The sequence below is a fragment of the Clostridium beijerinckii genome (genome assembly GCF_018223745.1).
GTDB classification, from domain to species: domain Bacteria; phylum Bacillota; class Clostridia; order Clostridiales; family Clostridiaceae; genus Clostridium; species Clostridium beijerinckii.
Map to the genome: position 1 here is coordinate 5037299 of NZ_CP073653.1, position 21445 is coordinate 5058743.

The 21445-nt window shown below is 30.1% G+C and carries 17 protein-coding genes; 9 read left to right on the plus strand and 8 right to left on the minus strand.

Annotated features, from left to right (window positions below; translation table 11 throughout):
• Positions 1-36: 36 nt before the first annotated feature.
• The 6 genes from argB to KEC93_RS22650 all read left to right on the plus strand — a co-directional run bounded on the left by argB (position 37) and on the right by KEC93_RS22650 (position 5667).
• Entirely contained in the window at positions 37-894 is an 858-nt protein-coding gene (argB, locus tag KEC93_RS22625) for an acetylglutamate kinase (protein ID WP_017211161.1), read from the plus strand.
• A 114-nt stretch (positions 895-1008) separates the two neighbouring features.
• The gene (locus KEC93_RS22630; RefSeq protein ID WP_012060676.1) at positions 1009-2190 is read left to right on the plus strand and encodes an aspartate aminotransferase family protein; all 1182 of its coding nucleotides are present in this window, start codon (positions 1009-1011) and stop codon (positions 2188-2190) included.
• A 95-nt stretch (positions 2191-2285) separates the two neighbouring features.
• The gene (gene argF, locus KEC93_RS22635; RefSeq protein WP_023973895.1) at positions 2286-3206 is read left to right on the plus strand and encodes an ornithine carbamoyltransferase; all 921 of its coding nucleotides are present in this window, start codon (positions 2286-2288) and stop codon (positions 3204-3206) included.
• Between the two features lie 347 nt (positions 3207-3553).
• Positions 3554-4648, plus strand: coding sequence for a GIY-YIG nuclease family protein (locus tag KEC93_RS22640; protein ID WP_172462672.1), 1095 nt, complete (start codon positions 3554-3556; stop codon positions 4646-4648).
• A gap of 220 nt (positions 4649-4868) precedes the next feature.
• A complete protein-coding gene (locus KEC93_RS26785; protein WP_257792340.1) occupies positions 4869-4997 on the plus strand; it encodes a hypothetical protein in 129 nt (42 codons plus the stop codon).
• A gap of 43 nt (positions 4998-5040) precedes the next feature.
• On the plus strand, positions 5041-5667 hold the full coding sequence (locus KEC93_RS22650) for a flavodoxin family protein (RefSeq protein WP_023973897.1): 627 nt from the start codon (positions 5041-5043) through the stop codon (positions 5665-5667).
• A 210-nt stretch (positions 5668-5877) separates the two neighbouring features.
• Here the strand turns inward: KEC93_RS22650 and KEC93_RS22655 are convergent, their stop codons facing one another.
• Positions 5878-7248: a glycoside hydrolase family 1 protein gene (locus tag KEC93_RS22655; protein ID WP_077867880.1), complete on the minus strand. Its 1371-nt coding sequence runs from the start codon at positions 7246-7248 to the stop codon at positions 5878-5880.
• 158 nt (positions 7249-7406) lie between these two features.
• Here KEC93_RS22655 and KEC93_RS22660 point away from each other — a divergent pair, with 158 nt between their 5' ends.
• A complete protein-coding gene (locus KEC93_RS22660) occupies positions 7407-8096 on the plus strand; it encodes a GntR family transcriptional regulator (protein ID WP_077854746.1) in 690 nt (229 codons plus the stop codon).
• A 226-nt stretch (positions 8097-8322) separates the two neighbouring features.
• Here the strand turns inward: KEC93_RS22660 and KEC93_RS22665 are convergent, their stop codons facing one another.
• The 3 genes from KEC93_RS22665 to KEC93_RS22675 form a co-directional block, all read right to left on the minus strand.
• Positions 8323-9798: an amino acid permease gene (locus tag KEC93_RS22665; protein WP_077867881.1), complete on the minus strand. Its 1476-nt coding sequence runs from the start codon at positions 9796-9798 to the stop codon at positions 8323-8325.
• A gap of 279 nt (positions 9799-10077) precedes the next feature.
• Entirely contained in the window at positions 10078-11397 is a 1320-nt protein-coding gene (locus KEC93_RS22670) for an MFS transporter (RefSeq protein ID WP_039769962.1), read from the minus strand.
• 212 nt (positions 11398-11609) lie between these two features.
• Positions 11610-13847, minus strand: a complete 2238-nt coding sequence (locus KEC93_RS22675; protein WP_077867882.1) for an FAD-dependent oxidoreductase — start codon at positions 13845-13847, stop codon at positions 11610-11612.
• A gap of 412 nt (positions 13848-14259) precedes the next feature.
• Between KEC93_RS22675 and KEC93_RS22680 the strand changes: the two genes are divergently transcribed.
• The gene (locus tag KEC93_RS22680; protein ID WP_039769958.1) at positions 14260-15042 is read left to right on the plus strand and encodes a helix-turn-helix domain-containing protein; all 783 of its coding nucleotides are present in this window, start codon (positions 14260-14262) and stop codon (positions 15040-15042) included.
• A gap of 169 nt (positions 15043-15211) precedes the next feature.
• Here the strand turns inward: KEC93_RS22680 and KEC93_RS22685 are convergent, their stop codons facing one another.
• Entirely contained in the window at positions 15212-16249 is a 1038-nt protein-coding gene (locus KEC93_RS22685) for a nucleoid-associated protein (RefSeq protein ID WP_077867883.1), read from the minus strand.
• 203 nt (positions 16250-16452) lie between these two features.
• Positions 16453-17889: an N-acetylglucosamine-specific PTS transporter subunit IIBC gene (nagE, locus tag KEC93_RS22690; protein ID WP_039769954.1), complete on the minus strand. Its 1437-nt coding sequence runs from the start codon at positions 17887-17889 to the stop codon at positions 16453-16455.
• A gap of 397 nt (positions 17890-18286) precedes the next feature.
• Between nagE and KEC93_RS22695 the strand changes: the two genes are divergently transcribed.
• Positions 18287-18784 carry a PTS sugar transporter subunit IIA gene (locus KEC93_RS22695; RefSeq protein ID WP_012060689.1) on the plus strand — a complete coding sequence of 166 codons (498 nt, stop codon included), beginning with the start codon at positions 18287-18289 and terminating at the stop codon, positions 18782-18784.
• A 46-nt stretch (positions 18785-18830) separates the two neighbouring features.
• Here KEC93_RS22695 and glcT read toward each other — a convergent pair whose 3' ends face one another.
• Complete coding sequence (gene glcT / locus KEC93_RS22700; RefSeq protein ID WP_012060690.1) at positions 18831-19685, minus strand: glucose PTS transporter transcription antiterminator GlcT; 855 nt, start codon at positions 19683-19685, stop codon at positions 18831-18833.
• 436 nt (positions 19686-20121) lie between these two features.
• Positions 20122-21408 carry a PTS sugar transporter subunit IIC gene (locus KEC93_RS22705; RefSeq protein WP_012060691.1) on the minus strand — a complete coding sequence of 429 codons (1287 nt, stop codon included), beginning with the start codon at positions 21406-21408 and terminating at the stop codon, positions 20122-20124.
• Positions 21409-21445: the final 37 nt, after the last annotated feature.

A 21445-nucleotide genomic window follows, 5' to 3' on the forward strand; every position in this document is an offset into this window, starting at 1 on the left:
TGAACTGTACATTCTAAATTGACTGGGGGTATTAACTTGTTGAATCATACTGAAAGAGCTGAAGTATTAGTTCATGCACTACCTTATATACAACGTTACCGTGGAAAAATAATAGTAGTAAAATACGGCGGAAATGCAATGATAAGTGATGAACTTAGAGAAACAGTAATAAATGATATTATATTAATGAAATGTGTTGGAATTGAACCAATTGTAGTACATGGTGGCGGTCCTGATATTTCAGATTTATTAAATAGATTAAATCACAAAAGTGAATTTATTAACGGCTTAAGATATACTGATGATATTACCATTGAAGTAGTTCAAATGGTTTTAGGCGGAAAGGTAAATAAAAATTTAGTTTCTTTAATAGAGAAATTTGGAGGAAAGGCCATTGGCTTATGTGGAATGGATGGCTCTCTTTTAAAAGCTAAAAAAATAGAATCTGATAACGACTTAGGGTATGTAGGTGAGATAACTAAGGTTAATACAGAAATATTAAAAACTACTATAAGTTCAGGATATATACCTGTTGTTGGTAGCGTAGCTTTAGGAGAAGATGATAATAAGGCATACAATATAAATGCTGATACTTGCGCAGCAAAAATTGCATCAGCATTAAAAGCTGAGAGATTAATACTGCTTACTGACGTTCCAGGAGTTATGAAAGATCCAAAAGATATATCTACTCTAATTAGCACATTAAGATTACATCAAATACCCAAATTATGCCTTGAAGGGATAATAAAAGGTGGAATGATTCCTAAAATTGATTGTTGCGTTGAAGCAATTAGAATGGGTGTTGAAAAAGCAACTATCCTTGATGGACGTGTACCTCATTCTATTCTTTTAGAGTTATTCTCTAATGAGGGTATCGGAACAATGATTTATTAATCAAAATATTAAAATATTTTAGAAACTTCAAATAAATTTCTCTAATAATAGTTAATGATCTAAAGTTTATACTGGATATTATTAACTATTGAATAATTTAAAGGGGGCAATTTTATGTCATATGATTTTAACGAAGCAAAAGAACACGTTGTTAATAGCTATGGTCGTTTAGATCTTATACTCACTCACGGCGAAGGCGTTTATCTTTATGACCAAGATGAAAATAAATATTTAGATTTTACAAGTGGAATTGGTGTCAGCAGCTTAGGATATGGACATGAAAAATGGGTTAAAGCTACTAGTAATCAATTAAAAACACTTGCTCATACATCGAACATATTTCATACTGAACCAAGTTTAAAACTTGCTAAAGAATTAACTGAAAAAGCCAACATGAGTAAAGTCTTTTTTGCTAATTCTGGCGCTGAAGCTAATGAAGGATCAATTAAACTAGCTAGAAAATACAGTTACGACAAATATGGTGCTGGAAGAAGTAAAATTCTTACTCTAATTCAATCATTTCACGGTAGAACAATAACAACCCTAAAAGCAACTGGTCAAGAGAAATTTCATAAGTACTTCTACCCTTTTACAGAAGGTTTTGATTATGTAAAAGCAAATGATATAGAAGACTTTAAAGCTAAGCTTACAGATGATGTTTGTGCCATAATGCTCGAAGCAATACAAGGTGAAGGTGGTGTTATCCCTCTTGATACAAAATTCGTTCAAGAAGTAGTAAAAGCGTGTAATGAGAAAGATGTTCTTGTAATATTTGACGAAGTTCAATGTGGTATAGGTAGAACAGGTAAAATGTTTGGGTATAATAATTTCAATGTAGAGGCTGATATAGTCTCTGTAGCAAAAGGCCTTGGTGCAGGACTTCCTATAGGCGGAATACTTTGTTCCTCTAAAGTTGCAGATGTATTCAAGCCTGGTGATCATGGCTCAACTTTCGGAGCAAATCCTGTTGTATGTTCTGGTGCTTTAGTTGTTCTTGAAGAGATTTGTAATGAACAATACTTTGAAAAAATATATAAAAGAGGATTATTTGTAAGAGAGCTAATAGATGAAGCTAAAAATCCTCAAATTGTAGATGTACGTGGTATGGGATTAATGATCGGAATAAAGGTGAAATGTGATCCCGCTCTAGTCCAAAAAGAGGCTATAAAAAAAGGATTATTAGTACTTACAGCCGGTAAAGATGTTGTTAGACTTCTCCCACCACTTACTATAACTGAGAAAGAATTAAAAGTTGGTATAGACATTATTCTTGAAATTTTATCTAGCCTTAAGTAAATTTTACTTTGGTATGAATATAATCTTTATCGTATCTTTTGGATTTTCTCCCTAACTGCTTATTTTTCACTTTCTTATTGTTTGGAGGCATATATATGAAAAAAGACTTACTAAAAATGGATGATCTTTCTAAAGAGGAAATTCTGGATATTTTAAATTTAGCAGATCAGTTAAAATACGAACAAAAACATGGCATAGAACATCATCATCTTAAAGGTAAAAGTTTAGGAATGATTTTTGAAAAATCATCTACTAGGACCAGAGTTTCCTTTGAAACCGGCATGTATCAATTAGGTGGAAATTCACTTTTTTTGACTGATAGAGACATGCAAATTGGTCGTGGTGAGCCAATTGAAGACACTGCTAGAGTTCTTTCTAGATTTATACAAGGCATAATGATTAGAACTTTCTCACAAGATGAGGTTGAAAAATTAGCTAAATATGCATCAATTCCGGTTATAAATGGATTAACAGATGAAGAACATCCTTGTCAGGTACTAGCTGATTTAATGACGATAAGGGAAAATAAGAATATATTAGAAGGTCTAAAAGTTGCTTTTATTGGCGATGGTAACAACATGGCCAATTCTCTAATGATTGGCTGCCTAAAAGTCGGCATGAATTTTGCAGTTGCATCTCCTGAGAATTATACGGCATCTAAGAAATACCTTAATAGAGCTAAAGAGATCGCAGAAAAAGAAGGCGTTACTTTTACAATTACTACATCTCCACTTGAAGCAGCTAAAGATGCTGATGTTATAATTACTGATGTTTGGGCTAGTATGGGCAGAGAAGGTGAGGCTAATGAGAGGATTAAAGCCTTTGAAGGATTCCAAGTTAATAAAGAATTAATGACTATTGCTGATAAAAATGCTATGGTGCTTCATTGTCTTCCTGCTCATAGAGGAGAAGAAATTTCAGCTGAAATTTTAGAAGAACATGCTGATTCAATTTTCGATGAATCTGAAAATAGATTACATGCCCAAAAAGCTGTCCTTGTTAAATTAATGAAATAATAAAATTCTAGTTAATAGAAAAATGATATACTTGTTTACTTCGATTGCTAAAAAAATTGCAAAGAATTTCTATCATTTCAAGATAAAAAATTTTTCAATTCACATACGTTCAAACAGTAAAAGTTTTTTATCTTGAAATAATGAAACTCTAATAATTTTTTTCTGATGCACTCTGCGCAAACAACTATATCATTTTTTTATATTTACACATAATTTAAATATTTATTTTATAAATTATTATTAATTTTACAGGCGTGATGATAAGATATAATTATATGAATAATTGATTTTTAATTTAACTAATGATAATTTACTCAACATATATTTTTAGAGGAGATAATATGGATATGGATTTAAAAGAAAAAGTAAAAAAACTTCCTTCTTCACCTGGTGTATATCTTATGAAGGATTCACTGAATAACGTTATTTATGTTGGTAAGTCAAAGAACTTAAAAAGTAGAGTTGGATCATATTTTATAAATTCTAAATCTCATTCTCCTAAAATTCTTAAGTTAGTTCAAAATCTCAAGGATTTTGAGTATAAAATTACTGATACTGAATTTGAGGCTTTTTTGCTTGAATGCAAATTAATAAAGAAAATTAAGCCTGCTTATAATAGGCTAATGAAAAATTCTAAGTCATATTCTTACATAAAAATAGTTCTTAACGAAAAATATCCAAATATTGAAATATCTCATGAATCAAATGAAACGGATGGAAACATTTATTTTGGTCCATATTCAAGAAAAAACATTGTTGAAAAAGGACTTTATGGTATTAAAGAATACTGCAAAATACAATGCAGTATTAATCAGCGAAAAACTTCATCCTGTTTTAACTACTCTCTAGGATTATGTATTGGAATGTGTTTAGATACTACACCACGAGAAGAGTATCTTAATATATTAAATAAAATAATAAATCTTCTTAATGGTAATGATAAAATCATTCTCCAGGAAATGGAACATATAATGAATAGCGCTTCTGAAAAATTTGATTTTGAAACTGCCGCTAAATATAGGGATTACATAAGCTCAGTAAATTATTTGCTAGAGAAAATTAAAATTATCAAATTTACTAAAAAAAATAGAAATATTGCTTTGCTTGAATATTTAGATAATGACATAGTTAAATTTTTTCTTATTAGAGGAAATAAGATACTCTTTAGTGAAAAATATATTTTAAAAAACTTTGATTTAGAAGCATTGAAAGGTATTCTTAAAGATAATATTTTATTTTACTTTAACAATGAAGATGTTCCAATGGAAATTGGAAAAGAAGAAATCGATGAATCTCAAATAATCTACACATATTTAAAAAATAACTCTAATAGCTGCAAACATATTATAATTCCAGAAGAATGGTTAAGCGTTTCAAATAATGATATAAACATACATAATATCCTTAACAAATTGTTACCTAGTATAAAAAATGATACCTAATAATAAAATTGTGCCTACTTGTTCGTAATTGTACAAGTAGGTATAATTATTATACTAAGTTCATTTAACTAAGTATAATAATTTATAAAAGGAGATTTTAACTATGGAATTAATGAAAGTAATCGCAATGCGTAAATCTACTAGAAGCTATAAATCTGAGTAAATCAGTGATGAATCTTTAAATACTATTATTAATGCTGGCTGTGCAGCACCAGTAGGGATGGGTGCATATAACTCAGTTCATCTAACTGTTATTCAAAATTCCGACTTATTAGATAAAATTACAGCAGTTACTGCAAAAGTATTTGGAAATCCAAACATAAACTTCAATCCAATAGTGAATTATTAAAAATTTTATATAAATTTGTTCGATTAAATAGTGAGGTGTGAAAATGAAAGTATTACTTATTAATGGTAGTCCAAAAGCTAAAGGATGTACCTATACCGCTTTATGTGAAGTAGCCGGTGAATTAGAAAAAGAAAATATTGAAACAGAAATCTTTCAAATAGGAAATAAACCTATTAGTGGCTGTATTGGTTGTGGTGGCTGCTATAAAAGTGGTGAAGGTAAATGCGTATTTAGTGATGATATCGTAAATATCGCTTTAGAGAAGGCAAAAGAAGCTGATGGATTTATATTCGGTTCACCTGTTCATTACGCTGCTCCTTCAGGTTCAATTACATCTTTTTTAGACCGATTCTTTTATGCTGGAAATTGCTTTGCACATAAACCTGGTGCTGCAGTTGTAAGCTGCCGTAGGGGCGGAGCTGCTTCAGCTTTTGATCAATTAAATAAATATTTTACTATTTCAAATATGCCGGTTGTTTCATCTCAGTATTGGAATATGGTTCACGGTAATACTCCTGAAGAAGTTAAACAAGATTTAGAAGGAATGCAGACAATGAGAATGCTTGGCAAAAATATGGCATGGCTTCTAAAGTCCATAGATGCTGGTAAAAAAGCAGGTATTTCATTGCCTGAAAGTGAACCTAGAGTTGCAACTAATTTTATTAGATAGCTCTATTTTAGAAAAAGGATTTAATAAAAGATGTATTTTCTTAACTTTTATTAAATCCCTCTTACACTTATCAATTAATTAAATATATATTACAATTAAACTTCTGTACTCTAGTTTTAATTTATCGCTTCCTTATTAAAGTTTTAAATCTAAACTTACTAATTCAACATATAACTTCTTTAGCTATACTATACTACCTTAATGGCTGTCTTATAATTGTTTCCCATTAGTAGAAATTACATTTTTAAACCACTCAAAGCTCTTTTTCTTATACCTTTTTAAATCTCTTAAATCTGATTCATCACGATTTACAAATATAAATCCATACCTTTTTTTCATCTCACCTTGTGAACTTAAAATGTCAGTACATCCCCAAGTTAGGTATCCTATAACCTCAACGCCTTCTTCCATGGCTAATTTCATTTGCTTTATATGTGCTCTCAAATAATCTATTCTATAATCGTCCTCTACAGTTTTATTTTCATTCAATTCTTCTCTAACACCAATCCCATTTTCAGTTACAAAGATTGGCATTTTATATCTTGCATATATCTCTTTTAAAGCTATTCTAAAACCTATAGGATCAATAGCCCATCCCCATTCATTTTTCTTTAATAGTGGATTTGGTATCATTCCTTTTACTATACTCTCCGTATCCTCCGGATCATCTTTTACAGTTGAACTTTGATAATAACTAAATGTCAAATAGTCCACTGTATTTTCTTTTAATAACTCTTCATCTCCGTCTTCGAATATTGGCTTTATGTCTCTACTTTTCCACCTACTTGTCACATATGTTGGATATTCACCATTAGCAAATACATCAAAATAGAGATCATTAAAGAGCTCTTTTACTTTTAAGTTTGCTAATGTGTCCTCAGGTTTACACGTCATTGGATATGTTGTCATATAAGTAACCATTCCGCCCATTTTTCCATCTGGAATTATTTCATGCATCAGTTTAGTTGCTTTAGCATGAGCTATAAACACATTGTGACATACTTGATACGCTAAAGCTTCTTTATTAACATTATTACTTACTTTTACTCCCCACAACTCCATACGCGGAATAACTAAATTTTGCTCATTGAATGTTATCCAGTATTTCACTTTATTTTTGAATCTTTCAAATACTACTCCTACATATTTCTCAAATAAATCTACAACTTTTCTTGATGCAAACCCATTATATTTTTCTGCTAACTCCTCTGGTAAATCAAAATGGTATAGTGTTATAACTGGTTCTATTCCATTAGTTAATAATTCATCAAATAAATCATTATAAAATTTTATCCCTTCTTCGTTAACTTCACCTTCTCCATCTGGAATAATTCTTGTCCACGAAATACTTGTACGATAACTATTTATTCCTAACTCCTTAAACAATGCTATATCTTCTTTATATCTATGATAGAAATCAACGGCTACTTCCCAATTAGAAAAACCTTCTTTTATTTCTCTTTTATCTACTATAGAAATTCCTTTTCCCCCTTCATTCCATGCTCCCTCACTTTGAAATGATTTAACCGCACTTCCCCAAAAGAAATTATCAGGAATTATGTTTATATTTTTTTTATTCATAAATTACACTCTCCTCTTATCTTTATACAAAGCATTTAAGGCTTTAATCACATTTTATATTTATTAAATCTAACTTTCATCACCTGTCTATACAACATTTTTTTTGATTATGCTATAATATATTTAAATAATTTTTATCTATTACGAGGTGAGTAAATTTGAAAAGTGATTATATTATTAACGACTTTATTGAAAAAATTACTTCTGGAAAGCTCTTAGTATCATCTCGTATTCCATCTGAAACTCAGCTAGCAATCAAATATCAATGTAATAGACATACTATAAGAAAAGCAATAGCTCATTTAATTGAAAGGTCATATTTGATTAAATCAATTGATGGCTCAACTTATGTTAATGATGTTAATCATTATAATAACAGCATTCTTTTTTTATCCTCTCTTTCTGATTACTACAATTCGGATAATATAAAATCAAATGTTAATGAATTTAAACTTATTGATTCATCTGAGGAACTTAGCAAATTATTGCAGGTAGAAGTAAATTCTCATGTTTGGCTTATAAAAAGAGTTCGTTATATAGAGTCCCATCCTATTCATACAGAAGAGATTTACATGCCATACTCCCTATTTCCAAACCTTAAGACAGAAGATTGTGAATCTAGTTTACTTTCGTATATTGAGTCCCAATATGATTATAAAATTAGTCACGGTATTAGAACTGTGAGCCCTACAAAATTAAATGAATATGAGAGTAATTTATTAGATTTACCCAATGAGTCTGTTGTAATGCAGATTGAAAATATAGGGTATTTGACTAATAGTAGAATATATGAATATTCTATAAGTAAATCTAGAGAAAGTAAGTTTCAATATTATTGTAGGCGATAAAACTAATATTGTATAAATTCGTATTATTAAAAAATTTAGAATAAAAATATCCTTCAAATACTTAATCCCAAAGTTAAGCATTTAAAGGATATCTTTATTTTATTTACTATATATGTTCTAAAAATCTAATTTACTAATATTTATCTTAGACTATCAGATACCATCTCAAATAATTTTGTAAAGAATGAATTATATTATTTAGAAATTATATTTTTTTCATTTTAATCTATTTCTTACTGCATTTTTTACATTGGCTTTTTTGATTATTATTTCGCTTTGATTCGTTGTCATCTGCAACTTCTTCTGAAAATTCTGTCATCAGTTTTGAACGGTTCATTTTATTGCTAACTCTTGCATAGCTATTTTTATTCTTTTCAGTGTTCCTAAAATATTTCATTATCATATAAATTGATGAAAATAGAGCTATCATTATCAGTCCTACTATAAGTCCTGGTGCTTGATCAGATATAAGAGGCATACTAAAAATAACAACAATCATACTTATTAGTCCAATCCAAGATGTATACGGAAATCCAGGCATTTGACATTTCCCATCTGGAGGACATCCATTTCTTTTACGGAATCTTATGTGCGTCGCCATAATTACTGCGTAAGTAAAAAGTAGAGAGAATCCACTTGCTGTTACTAGAAACAGATATATTCTAGGAAATAACAACCCAAATCCTAATCCTAAAAGCATTGAAATTCCAGAAAATACTATAGCTTTGTAAGGAATATCACCTTTATCTTTCAAAAACTTAGGAGCATCACCTTCATCTGCAAGTGATCTTAGCATTCTTGCAATCCCAAACATAGAAGCGAGAGATGCAGAAAGTATAGCTGTAATAAGTACTAAATTAATTACATTTCCAGCCCATGTAATTCCCAATCTATCAAGAGCCGCAACCATTGGACTTATATTTTCGCTTAAATCTGCTGTAGGAATTAACGGAAGTAATGCTATAAGGGAAATTATATAGAGTGATATAAGACTTACAACTGTATAATTAATTGCTTTTGGTATTGTTTTTATTGGATCATCAGCTTCTGAAGCCGCTAAACCTATTATTTCAAAACCAGCATAAGCAAATACTACTATAAGCATTCCTCCTGCAATACCTCCTATGCCACTTGACATAAAAGGCTCTCTCATAAGCTCTCCTGCCCCTACCGCTGTTCTTCCTGGAATTATTCCAGTAACAAGTAGAAAAGATATAATTATAAATGAAATTATTGCCAAAAGCTTTATAGCTGAAAGACCACTAGTGAGCTTACTTAATTTATCAGCCCCTAAAAGATTAAGCAAAGTTACACCAACAATAATTATAGTTCCTCCTATAGCTATTGATATATTCGGAATCCATTCATTCAATAAAATTGATACAGCGGTAGCCTCACTAGACATTGAAAGTACCATACCAATCCAGTAAACCCAGCCAACAACAAATCCTGTTCCAGGACCAAACGCTTCTGATGCAAAAGTCCTAAAAGATCCTGAATGTGGATTTGCAACAGTCATTTCAGATAAAGCATAAAGTATAAAGTATACTAAAATTCCTCCTAATATATAGGATATCAAAACAGATGGTCCTGCCGCATTAATAGCCACCGCTGAGCCAAGAAAAAACGATCCTCCTATTATGCTTCCCAAAGCCATCATTGCGAGCTGCCAAGCAGATAATCCTTTGTTTTTTTTCTTCATAAATATTCTCCTCCGTACTAAAACACCTAAGAAAAGCAAATAAAAGTATTTGCAAATTTCTTAACGATGTACTAAATAACTTCTAGAATATTATTCCTCAAAATTCATATAACATGTACTTTATCTAAATATAAAATTTTATATCTATTATTTTATTTAAAATAAGTTTTAAATATGTAAATTAAATCCATCTAAGAATAAAAGATAAAAGTTAATGCTGGTAACTAGCACTAACTTTTATCTCATCCAAAATTAAATATAAAACTTAATTATTTAATTCTAATTATTTTCTTCTATTTTTCCTACTATAAATATATATGATAATGCTCCTATTAAAGCTAAAATACCTATCAAAGCTATTGCTGGAGTAAAGTTACCTCCTGATACAATAATGCCTATTACAATTGGAATAACTATTGATGATAAAGCTCCAGTGCAGTTAAATACACCACCAGCTAATCCAACTAAATTTTTAGGTGCCAATAATGATACAAATATCCAAGTAATAGTTGCTAATCCATTACCGAAAAATGCTATAGCCATGAACATTACTATTAATGGAGTGCTATCAACAAAATTTGCTCCAATTATAGTTGTTGTTAATAATAATCCAATAATTATTGGAGTTTTTCTTGCTACTCCCATAGAAACTCCTTTTTTTATGAGCTTATCTGATACAAAACCTGAAACTAAAACACCACAAAATGCAGCCAAATATGGTACTGATGAAACAAAACCTGACTTTATAAAACTTAGATGTCTATATTCTACAAGGTATGTTGGAAACCAAGTTAAGAAAAACCAAAATGTTGATGATATAGTGAATTGACCAATATATATTCCTATAAGCTTACGGTTAGAGAACATCATCTTTAAATCGCTAAACTTGAACTGAGCTTTCTCCTTGGTAGTGGAATTATCTACATCCTCATCTTCTACTATACCTCCACCTTCTTTGATATAATTTAGCTCAGCATTATTTATACGTTTACTTTTACTTGGGTCTCTATATAATGCATACCAAACAATTGACCATGCTATCCCTACAAGTCCTGTAAGTATAAATAAGAATTTCCAACCAAACTTATCCTCTAATATAAATAGTAATGGGCTCACAAATGCTAATCCAACAAATTGAGCTGAAGAGTATATTGCAATAGCAGATGCTCTTTCATTTGTTGGAAACCAACTTGATGCCACCTTATTACTTGCTGGCATCACTGGGGCTTCAAAACATCCTATTGATAAACGTAAACCTAAAAGTGATCCAAATCCACCTACAATACTTTGTAATAATGTAGCTAATGACCATATAAATAAACTACATGCATATACAGCACGAGGCTTAAATCTATCAACTAAGTATCCGCTAGGTATTTGCAATGCAGCATATACCCATCCAAACGCTGAAAATATTAATCCCATTTGAACAGTTGATAATTTCAAATCTTTAGACATATGAGATGCTGCTACAGATATATTTGAACGATCCATGTAATTTATTACTATATTTATAAATATTAGAGCTAATACTAAATATCTTACTCTAGTTGGCTTCTCTTCAGTCAAATTAGTCTTATAATTATTATTTATATTCATATTGTTTATTCCTTCCTATCTTTAAATAAATTATTCTCTATTTAGACGAATTGAAGAAAATAGCGGTTTCAAAATATTATGATTATTTTTAATCATAATACATAGTAGCTTGTGCTTACATCTGTTATGATAATTTTCTGAAACAGTATAGCGGAAAATAACCTTGTAAGATTGACTTGCTATTTTCTAATTGCGCCTTCTTGAAGCATATCTTAGTACACTCTCACCTCAATTATCTCAGCTTTCCTGCATCCATTTGTTGATTCAATGGTAACTCTAATTTTATTTGCTAAAATCTTACCTACATTTTTAAATATTTCTTTTCGCTTACGATTATTTTTCTTAGATGCAATAACCTCCCATTTATTATCCTTCCATATGGAAACCTTGTAATCTTTAACTAATTCAGGCATTACAGAAAAATCAGTGTAATGGTGATGAAGATTTATAAGATCTTCGTTTACATCATCGTTAAATGTAATATGAATTTCGTTAATTTCAATATCATTTTCCCATTCAAGTTGTATCCACTCATCTGTATCTTTAATATCTTCTGATATCCACATATGAGGACCTCCATAAGGTCTTGAGTAACCATCTATAATTTTACCAGGAGAATATGCATTTGTTTCACCATGAATTCTAAAGCAAAATTCTTTTCTAGCCATTTCTTTCATAGACCACTCAACAATTGGATTTATACCAATATAATCATCAAGATTTGTATTTTTTATAGCCTTTTTAGTAAATGAAAGTACACCTGTTAATTGTTCATAAGATAAATGTATTGTAACTTTATCATTAGCCTTTACAACCAAAAATAGATTTCTTGCCACTTCTGATTCTAATACAAAGTCGCTCTTAACCCATTGATTTCTTCCTTTTTCCACTTGTACTTTTTTCTTCTTCAAAAGATTTTTAGGAATATAGTTTTCTGCTCTGCCTGTATCCCAAAGTTCTACTTCCAATGTAGTCTGTTCTAAGCTAGAAATTAGTATTTCTATATCTTCAACTCTGTTTTCTATTGGAAATAAAATTCCTATATCTGTAGTCAACCTATATTCATCGTTAGAATTTACGACTTCAATTTTCTTTAATGATGTAGATGCCATAATAGATGCTGATCTAGCCTTATCTTCCATGTCCTCATTTTTTATTCCTATAATGGATCCATCTTGCTTTAATAAAATCTGTTGCAATTTCTTAATATGCTTCATATATAAATCCCTAGGAATAATTTTGTCTTCTACACACATTGCTGCCGCTAATCCAACAGCTTCTCCTATTGTAGCGCAAGTTGCCATAACTCTAGTTGCTCCAAAAGCTATATGTGATGCACTAATATTTCTTCCAGCAAACATCAAATTCGATACGTTTACAGAATATGTGGAACGAAACGGTATATGAAATACTCCATCAGCTTGTATATTTCTCGAGCCACAGCTTTCCTCATATATTCCTTTCTCAGGATGAAGATCTATTGACCAACCACCAAAAGCTATTCTATCATCAAATTCGGTCTGTTCAATAATATCATTTTGATTTAAAACGTAATCTCCTATAAATCTCCTATATTCTCTTTTACCTGGAATTGACCCAACCCACTCTAATGTTAGATTGTCTGCATCATAATTTCCTGAATTTTTTATATAATCCCATATTCCATATACTAGTGTCCATAACTCATCTCTTATTATTTCATTGTCTTTTACTATATCAACTTCTCCGCCTAGTTCTATCCACCAATAGCAGCAACCTGAGTCATTGGATTTTATAACTCTATTCTTTGGAATACTGGTTTTACTTATATCTTTTGCAAAATTAGGTGGAATAAATTTAACTGGATGTCCAGCATCTTTAGTATAAAATAATATAGTACTTCCTAATAAAATTTTATCTTCCTTTTCTGGCGCCAATAATTCATTATATTTATATCTGGATTCTCTTCCTAAATTATATTTAGCACCAGCTAATTCTCCAATAAATCCATCTCCGGAACAATCTAGATATACCTCACTTTCAAATTTTGTCTTAGTTTCTGCTCCAATTGTCCAACCTGTCACAGATTTTATTTTATTTTCTTTTTCTCCTTCAATTACATCGATTTCTGATACTTCTGTATTTAAAAATAAAGAAATATTTTTTTCATCTTTTACCTTTTCTAATAGTAGCATGTCCCAAAAATATGGATTTCCATCTGGATTGCGATACTGATTTTCTAAAAACAATTCTCCCATAATTCCAGTTTCTCTGGCATATCTGTTTACTCCATGTTTTGTTGCTCCACATACCCATACACGAATTTCACTACTAGAATTTCCACCTAAAATTCCGCGATTTTGCACTAAAGAAACACTTTTACCATTTCTAGCAGCAGAAATAGCTGCACACACACCTGCTAAACCACCACCTATTACGGTTATATCCTTTTTTACATTTTTGTAATTCATAATTCGCTCCCTTTATAGATATATTAATCCTAATGCCTACATCTATTTAGTGTTTTAATATTTACAATGCATTGTATCATTTTTTAATAATCAGCTTCAAATTGGGCCTATCACTATCATATCCCACACTGATTATATCTTTATAATATATTAGGACATTAATTTTTTGAATTCACTAACGTATCATCTGCATATACTTTATTTCATATATTAGATATAACAATTATTATCTATACAAAATATAAATATCTTAAAAAAGAAATATCTAGCATTCACATATTCTGCAATCAAAATTTCTATATAAATACATATATAATTACTTTAATTATTTTTTAAATGTTTACATTTCACTTCTATTTTCTTATAATTCTTCTATGGCATAATCTTCTTAGCTCTTAAAGGAGGCTTATTGATGTTTGATTTAAATAATCTTAATGTAAATATTAATCAACATATTTTTTGGGATAAAAAAGAACATTTTCTATTGGATGAAGACATAGATTCGAACTGGGTACTTTACGCTATTGAAGATGGTGAATGCAGTTACGAAGTTGAATCTCATAAAGGAAAATGTAAATTTGGTGATATTGTAATTTGTCCACCCGGAATAATTTTCAAAAGAGAGGTCATTACCACTCTTACATTTCACTTCATAAACTTTTCAATAAATTCTGGAGATGATACTTCATCTTTTCCAGTTGGTAAAATATCTGTATCAGATTTAAAAAGACTTAATAATATGTACTATTATTTAAAGCTATATAGTCACAATAACAATATTGAATTAAACCAATGGAAAAGCTCATTGATAAGCGATATTATGAAATTATATTATATAGAAACTCAGTATAGCAGCTCCCCAAAGAACTTTGTTCAGGATGAAATTATAAACTATTCATTAAAGTACTTAAATAAATATGCTTATGAATCAATTAAAATCAAAGATTTTTCAGCTTCGCTAGGACTTAGTTCTGTTCAATTTACTAGACGATTCCACAAGTGTATAGGAACTACTCCTATTGAATATATAACTTCTTTAAGATTAAGAAGAGCTCAAGTATTATTGCTCAGAACCGAAGATACATTAGATTGTATTGCTTCAAAATGTGGATATGATAACGGATTTTATCTTAGTAGGGTCTTTGCCAAGAACTTAGGCATATCACCTTCTGATTACAGAAAAAAATACCGGTAATAAATTCATATAAAATAAGAATCTAATATATTTATATGTGGGTTGCACAATATAAATATATTAGATTCTTAAAAACTTGCTGTTAATCAGCCAGCACAAAATAAACTATTTAGAGCATTTACTTTCTCAAATATAAAGTAAATAGCAACAAATCATAGAGCCTAGCTATCTACTTTTCTATATAATTAATCACATTTTTTACTATTAAATTAATAGTTCCATCGCCGTTTCTTTGTATCTCAAACTTGCTAGGGTCGTGGTATGTCTCTTCATTTATATACAAATCAATTTGTTTATCAATATTAAGTCTAACTCTTTTTAGTTTTTTCTCAACCCAAGTTTTATCCACAGCTACTTCTTCTTGCAATCCTTGTTGTTTTATATAAGTTGAAAACTCTTCCTTCGCTTGAGGGTGATCATTAAATAATTCAGCAGAAAACTCCTCTATATTAATAGAGTCTTCTTCTTTTAATTTAGTTTTTATTGCAGTCCTAATCTCTTCTGCTCTTCCTGCATCATTTGTAACATTTTCTCTAGTCCAGTTTTCCGCTGCTTTTACAAAAGTTTTGGTCATATCTCTTTCATTTGTAACAATGCTTGCACCTAAGAATGTGTTTATAAAATAATTTGCTCCATACTCATCTTCCTTACTACCTTTTTGCTTATCTAAAATCATTAAGTTATATTTATCCTCTTCTATAATTGGTTTAATAAATGCAGCTTTTTGAATTCTTTGCCCACTTCCTGGAAGTCCTGCTGCTTGAGGTACTATACCTATACCTATTTTCTGGTCTATAAATTGAACCTCATGAGTAAAATTTTTAACGTAATCCATCTTAAGTATTCCTACCATTGGACCTTGGTCTGTAGTTAAAGACACTATTATTAAATCTCCCGACGGGATATTCACATTTCCTTTCATTATTATGAATAACTGCCTAGCTAATTCTTTAGATAGATTAACTAAGTTATTGTTTACTCCAGTCAAATAATCCTGAGCTACCTCTTTAACTATATTTCTTTCTGGATTAAACTTTCCATATTTAAGTTCATCATCCTTGAAACATTTTTCTAGATGCTTATGTAAGAAAAAATATATATCTTCGTCTAATTCCAAACTATATTCGTTTAAAATAGGTTCTTCACCATTACTATCTAATATATGAATAACTGCTTCATTTATATTAATCTCATTTATGTATTCCATACTTTCACCACCAAATAAATTTATACATTAGATATTATAAACTTTAAGTAAATTAAAAAAAAGCCTTAAAGTATACAAAAAAAATGGAAAAGAGTCTGATATAAAACTTAATTTCTTATATCATCAATCTCTTTTCCACATTTTTAAATATTCTTAATTTATTAATCAGATAATTTTCCTAATCTAATTATTTATCTTCAAATTTACTTACATAATTTTTTAAATTCATCTGCTACAAATTGCACCTGTGTTCCTACAACAACTTGTACGCTTGTTTTTCCTGGTCTTATTATTCCAGATACACCTGCTGATTTAATAACTTTTTCATCTACAGCAGCTTGATCTTTAATTTCTAAACGTAATCTAGTTACACAATTATCTATAGATACTACGTTTTCTTTTCCTCCAACACCCTTTAATATTACAGCTGCCACTTGAGTATAATCATTATTCGCAAGTTTTACATTTAGTTCTTCAGTGTCATCATCTTCCCTACCAGGTGTCTTTAAATTAAATTTTGTAATTGCAAAACGGAATGTTACATAATAGATTACTGCAAATACTAAACCTATTGGAATTAACATTATTGGATTTTCTGCCATAGGCGCTTTGAAACTTAAGAACCAATCTACAAATCCAGCACTAAAGTTAAATCCAGCTCTTACTGGTAATAATGTACATACAAATGCTGAAATTCCTGTTAATCCAGCATGAAGAACATATAAACCTGGAGCTAAGAACATAAATGCAAATTCTAATGGTTCTGTAACACCTGTGAAGAATGAAGATATTGCTGCTGCTAATAATAAACCATATACCGCTTTCTTCTTCTTATCTTTAGCTGTATGGTACATAGCTAATGCTCCCGCTGGTAATCCAAACATCATTACTGGGAAGAATCCAGTCATATACATCCCAGTTACTCCTTGTGTTCCTTTACCTGACCAGAAGTTACCAAGGTCGTTAATTCCAGCTACATCAAACCAGAATACTGAGTTTAATGCATGGTGAAGACCAAATGGTATTAATAATCTATTGAAGAATGCATAAATACCAGATCCAACTGCACCTGTTGATACAATAGCTTCACCAAATGCTACTAATGCACCATAAATAAGAGGCCATGCAAAGAATAATACTATAGATGCAACTATTGAATATGCTGCGGTTACAATTGCGACACATCTTTTTCCACTAAAGAATCCCAATGCATCTGGTAATTTAACACTTTTAAATCTGTTATAACAGGCTGCACCTATTAAACCTGATAAAATACCAATAAATTGTGTTTGAGTTTTAGCGAATGCTGGCGCTACCTCTTTAACATCAATTCCCTTAAACATTGCTACAGCTCCTGTAGATAATAATGTTGTAATCATAAGCCATGAAACAAGTCCTGCAAGTCCTGCTGTACCGTCATTATCATCTGACATTCCTACACCTACACCAATTGCAAACAAAATTCCCATATTGTCAATTAAAGCACTACCTGCTTTTAGCATAAAAGCTGAAGCAATGTTATTTGCTCCCCAGCCTGTAGGGTCAAGCCAATAACCAAGACCCATTAAAATACTTGCAACGGGTAAACAAGCTACTGGAAGCATTAAGGATTTTCCTAATTTTTGTAAATACTTCATCATAATAATATAATTCCCCTTCCATAATAATTAATAAAATTTATTTTAAGGATTGTTATATCCCTAAATGCACTATAATTCTTATGGACATGTATCCTTTTCAGCAAATAAAAAAGCTGAAAAGGATAAATTATATTATCCCTTTCAGCTAATGCCCTGATTTAATCGGTTACACGCCAAAGATCGTATTCTTATACACTCATATTATTCTATAGTCAATACCCTTTTTTATTTTTTTATTGTTGACACTAATTGTATGAAATAATATAATTAGTACATAAATGTGTTACTGTTTAATCAGGCATAAGTTTGCGTAATTCGGAAACTTATGCTTTTTTATTACCAATAAATAACAGAATGAAAGGAAGTGACTGTTCCTGTTTAATCGGGAATATTAAGTATGTTTAATTTTTTTAAGAAAAATTCAAAGGACTCAAATAAAGAAGCAAAATTAGTTGCACCTATAACTGGTAAAACAATAGATTTATCAAAAGTACCAGATAAAGTTTTTGCAGAAAAAATGGCTGGAGACGGGCTTGCAATAGATACTACTGGAGATACAGTAGTTTCACCTGCTGACGGAACCTTAACATTAGTATTTAATACAAAGCATGCATTTGCAATTACTCTTGATAATGGAGCTGAGTTATTAGTTCATATAGGTATCGATACTGTTTCTTTAAATGGTGAAGGTTTTGAACAATTAGCTAAAGCTGGAACTAAAGTTAAAGCTGGGACTCCAATTATAAAAATAGATAGGGATTTTATTTTAGGAAAAGGTTTTTCTTTGGTCACTCCAGTCCTTGTTACAAACATGGATATAATCAAGGATTTAAATTCAAATATTGATAAAGAAGTTGTTGCTGGAGAAGATGAAGTAATTACTTTTACTTTATAAAAAAAAAATGGCTAACATGTTTTTATTAATATGTTAGCCATTTTAATTAGAGTTTTATTGTAGCTTTTCTAAATCTCTCTATATGCATTGCTAGATATGCTATTTCATCATCTGAAACTTTCTTTTCTAGCTTTAAAACTAATATTTTTGCTACACCCTTAGATACTTTATATGATAATTTATATTTTGATTTTATTTCTTTTATAAAATCATTTTCAATAGATATGTCATCTAAAATTCTTTTAATTGCAAATCTCAAATGTGTGAGAAATCTGGCATAATCTAATGATGTTTTGTCTATTTTTATTTCAGTTTTTGCTTCTACGTATTCAATTATTGAGTTTATCAAATGTGTATTCTTTATAGTATTGGATAGCTTACCTGAATTTCTAGCAGAATGGATATGTAATGCTATGAATCCAATTTCTCCTTCTGGAATTTTTACCTTTTTTTCATTTTGTAAAACTTCCGCAACTTTTTCTGCTAACGAGTATTCTTGTGGATATAATGCTCTAATTTCCATAAGAAATGGATTCTCTATTTCCTCTTTGTCCGAAAGCCTTTTCACTGCAAAATTTAAATGATCTACTAATGCAACGTGTATTCTCTCATCCAAATTTTCCTTTAATTCATTTGCAACATATGATATCATCTTTTCGCATAGCACAAAAAATTCTTCATCAACATTTTCGATTACTTGTTTAAAGTTTCTTAGGTTATCCTCATCTTCAATAACAAATATCTTTTCAACCTCAGTACCCTTTTCAATGGTATCTCCAGACTTTCTACCGAATCCAATTCCCTTTGCAAAAAGTATTCTTTCCTTTCCATTCATGTTTACGGAAACTATATTGTTGTTATAGGATTTTATTATCGTTGCTGGATCAATAATTTTACTCATATGACCACCCTTTTTATTATTTATAGAACTTTCTAATCTTTAGCAAATCACTTATGATCTGAATTAATACATTATTTAGAAAATATAAATGACATTATTAATCTTATAAAACGATTCTATCATTAACCTTATTATTTAAATACTTTACTTATTTTTAGCCGTTAGTATCTATTATGATTCTTTTAAACCATATAAATCTAATATATTAATAATAGCTTAATATATTATTTATTGTAAAGCACAGATTTAAGAAATCTTAAGATATAAATAGAAAGCAGATTCCTAAGAATCTGCTACATTTCATAACTCACTAATATAATAAATGGACTAATATAAATATATTAATTAAAATTCCATTTATTACTCAATATTTAATATAGAGTATTAAGAATATTCTACTAAGAAACATTATAAATAACTATGCTAAAATCCTTTATTAAAATTCCTCTTTTACATTTTCTTTTCTTAATTCTTGCCTTCCAGCAACATATACAAATGGAAGATATATTAATATACTTACAATTAAACAAATAAGAGCTGTAACTCCACCCATGATTGAGTTCGTAGATATGATTGCTCCCAAAATTGGCGGTGTCGTCCATGTTGCCATTATTGCTACCTTTGGAACAAACCCAATAACTGTTAATATATATGCTATGGTTAATGAAACTATAGGAGATAATATAAACGGAATAAAATAGATCGGATTTAAAACTATTGGTGCACCATATATTACTGGTTCATTTATATTAAATATTCCTGGTGCTATACCTAAATTTGCAATGGCCCTTTGTTGTGCACCTGCTTTTCTACCTAATACATATATTGCAATCAATAAAGCTATTGAGGTTCCTGCTCCTCCCATATTTACATATGAATCTAAAAATTGACTATTTAATATATTTTCTGGCTGTAATCCATTTGTTATTGCTTCTGTATTAGCTAAAAGTAATGGAAGTAATAATGCATTTATTACTGGTGCTAGTATATTTGAACCATGTAAACCAAAAAACCATAATACATGTACCAATAATACTATTACAAATACTCCTAAAAAGCTTCCTGCAATTAATTGTAATGGTTTCTGTAGAGTAAAGAATAATGCCTGATGTATATCTGGTACACTCATAACTATAAATAATTCCTTAATTCCCGCTGCTAATGCCAAAATTATTATTGTTGGTAACAATGCTGCAAATGATTTCGAAACTGCTGGTGGTACTCCACTAGGCATTTTTATTACTAATTTAGGATTGCCGATTAACTTTACGAAAATCTCTGTAGATACTAATGATACTATCAATGAAATAAATAAACCTTGTGCCCCTAAAAAAGTTAATGGAAATGCTCCTCCATCTGGTGTCGTTGCATATAGGATCATCGATGCCGCAACTGATACTATTCCAGCTCCTAAGCCATCCTTATCATACGATCTTGCTAAATGATATGATATCGTAAATACAACTAATATTGACATAATTGCATAAGAACCATTCCATATAGATCCTCCCCAGCTTTTCCAACCTGCTGGCAATAGCCAATCCATGAAATTTTGATACCATTGAAATCCTATATTATTGAACAATACTGCAAATGCACCGGCCATTATAATAGGTGTTATTGTAGCAAATCCGTCACGTATAGCTACTAAATGTCTTTGCGAACCAATCTTAAATGCAATTGGAACAAAGTGCTCCTCCATCCATTCAAAAAATTTATTCATAATTATTTCCTCCCCATATCTAAGATTTATTTGAAAT

What these genes read in the sequence shown, in the direction of transcription:
- KEC93_RS22630 (WP_012060676.1), top strand. Translation starts at nt 1,009, where the DNA reads ATGTCATATGATTTTAACGAAGCAAAAGAACACGTTGTTAATAGCTAT.
- argF (WP_023973895.1), top strand. Translation starts at nt 2,286, where the DNA reads ATGAAAAAAGACTTACTAAAAATGGATGATCTTTCTAAAGAGGAAATT.
- KEC93_RS22640 (WP_172462672.1), top strand. Translation starts at nt 3,554, where the DNA reads ATGGATTTAAAAGAAAAAGTAAAAAAACTTCCTTCTTCACCTGGTGTA.
- KEC93_RS26785 (WP_257792340.1), top strand. Translation starts at nt 4,869, where the DNA reads ATGGGTGCATATAACTCAGTTCATCTAACTGTTATTCAAAATTCCGAC.
- KEC93_RS22650 (WP_023973897.1), top strand. Translation starts at nt 5,041, where the DNA reads ATGAAAGTATTACTTATTAATGGTAGTCCAAAAGCTAAAGGATGTACC.
- KEC93_RS22655 (WP_077867880.1), bottom strand. Translation starts at nt 7,248, where the DNA reads ATGAATAAAAAAAATATAAACATAATTCCTGATAATTTCTTTTGGGGA.
- KEC93_RS22665 (WP_077867881.1), bottom strand. Translation starts at nt 9,798, where the DNA reads ATGAAGAAAAAAAACAAAGGATTATCTGCTTGGCAGCTCGCAATGATG.
- KEC93_RS22670 (WP_039769962.1), bottom strand. Translation starts at nt 11,397, where the DNA reads ATGAATATAAATAATAATTATAAGACTAATTTGACTGAAGAGAAGCCA.
- KEC93_RS22675 (WP_077867882.1), bottom strand. Translation starts at nt 13,847, where the DNA reads ATGAATTACAAAAATGTAAAAAAGGATATAACCGTAATAGGTGGTGGT.
- KEC93_RS22680 (WP_039769958.1), top strand. Translation starts at nt 14,260, where the DNA reads ATGTTTGATTTAAATAATCTTAATGTAAATATTAATCAACATATTTTT.
- KEC93_RS22685 (WP_077867883.1), bottom strand. Translation starts at nt 16,249, where the DNA reads ATGGAATACATAAATGAGATTAATATAAATGAAGCAGTTATTCATATA.
- nagE (WP_039769954.1), bottom strand. Translation starts at nt 17,889, where the DNA reads ATGATGAAGTATTTACAAAAATTAGGAAAATCCTTAATGCTTCCAGTA.
- KEC93_RS22695 (WP_012060689.1), top strand. Translation starts at nt 18,287, where the DNA reads ATGTTTAATTTTTTTAAGAAAAATTCAAAGGACTCAAATAAAGAAGCA.
- glcT (WP_012060690.1), bottom strand. Translation starts at nt 19,685, where the DNA reads ATGAGTAAAATTATTGATCCAGCAACGATAATAAAATCCTATAACAAC.
- KEC93_RS22705 (WP_012060691.1), bottom strand. Translation starts at nt 21,408, where the DNA reads ATGAATAAATTTTTTGAATGGATGGAGGAGCACTTTGTTCCAATTGCA.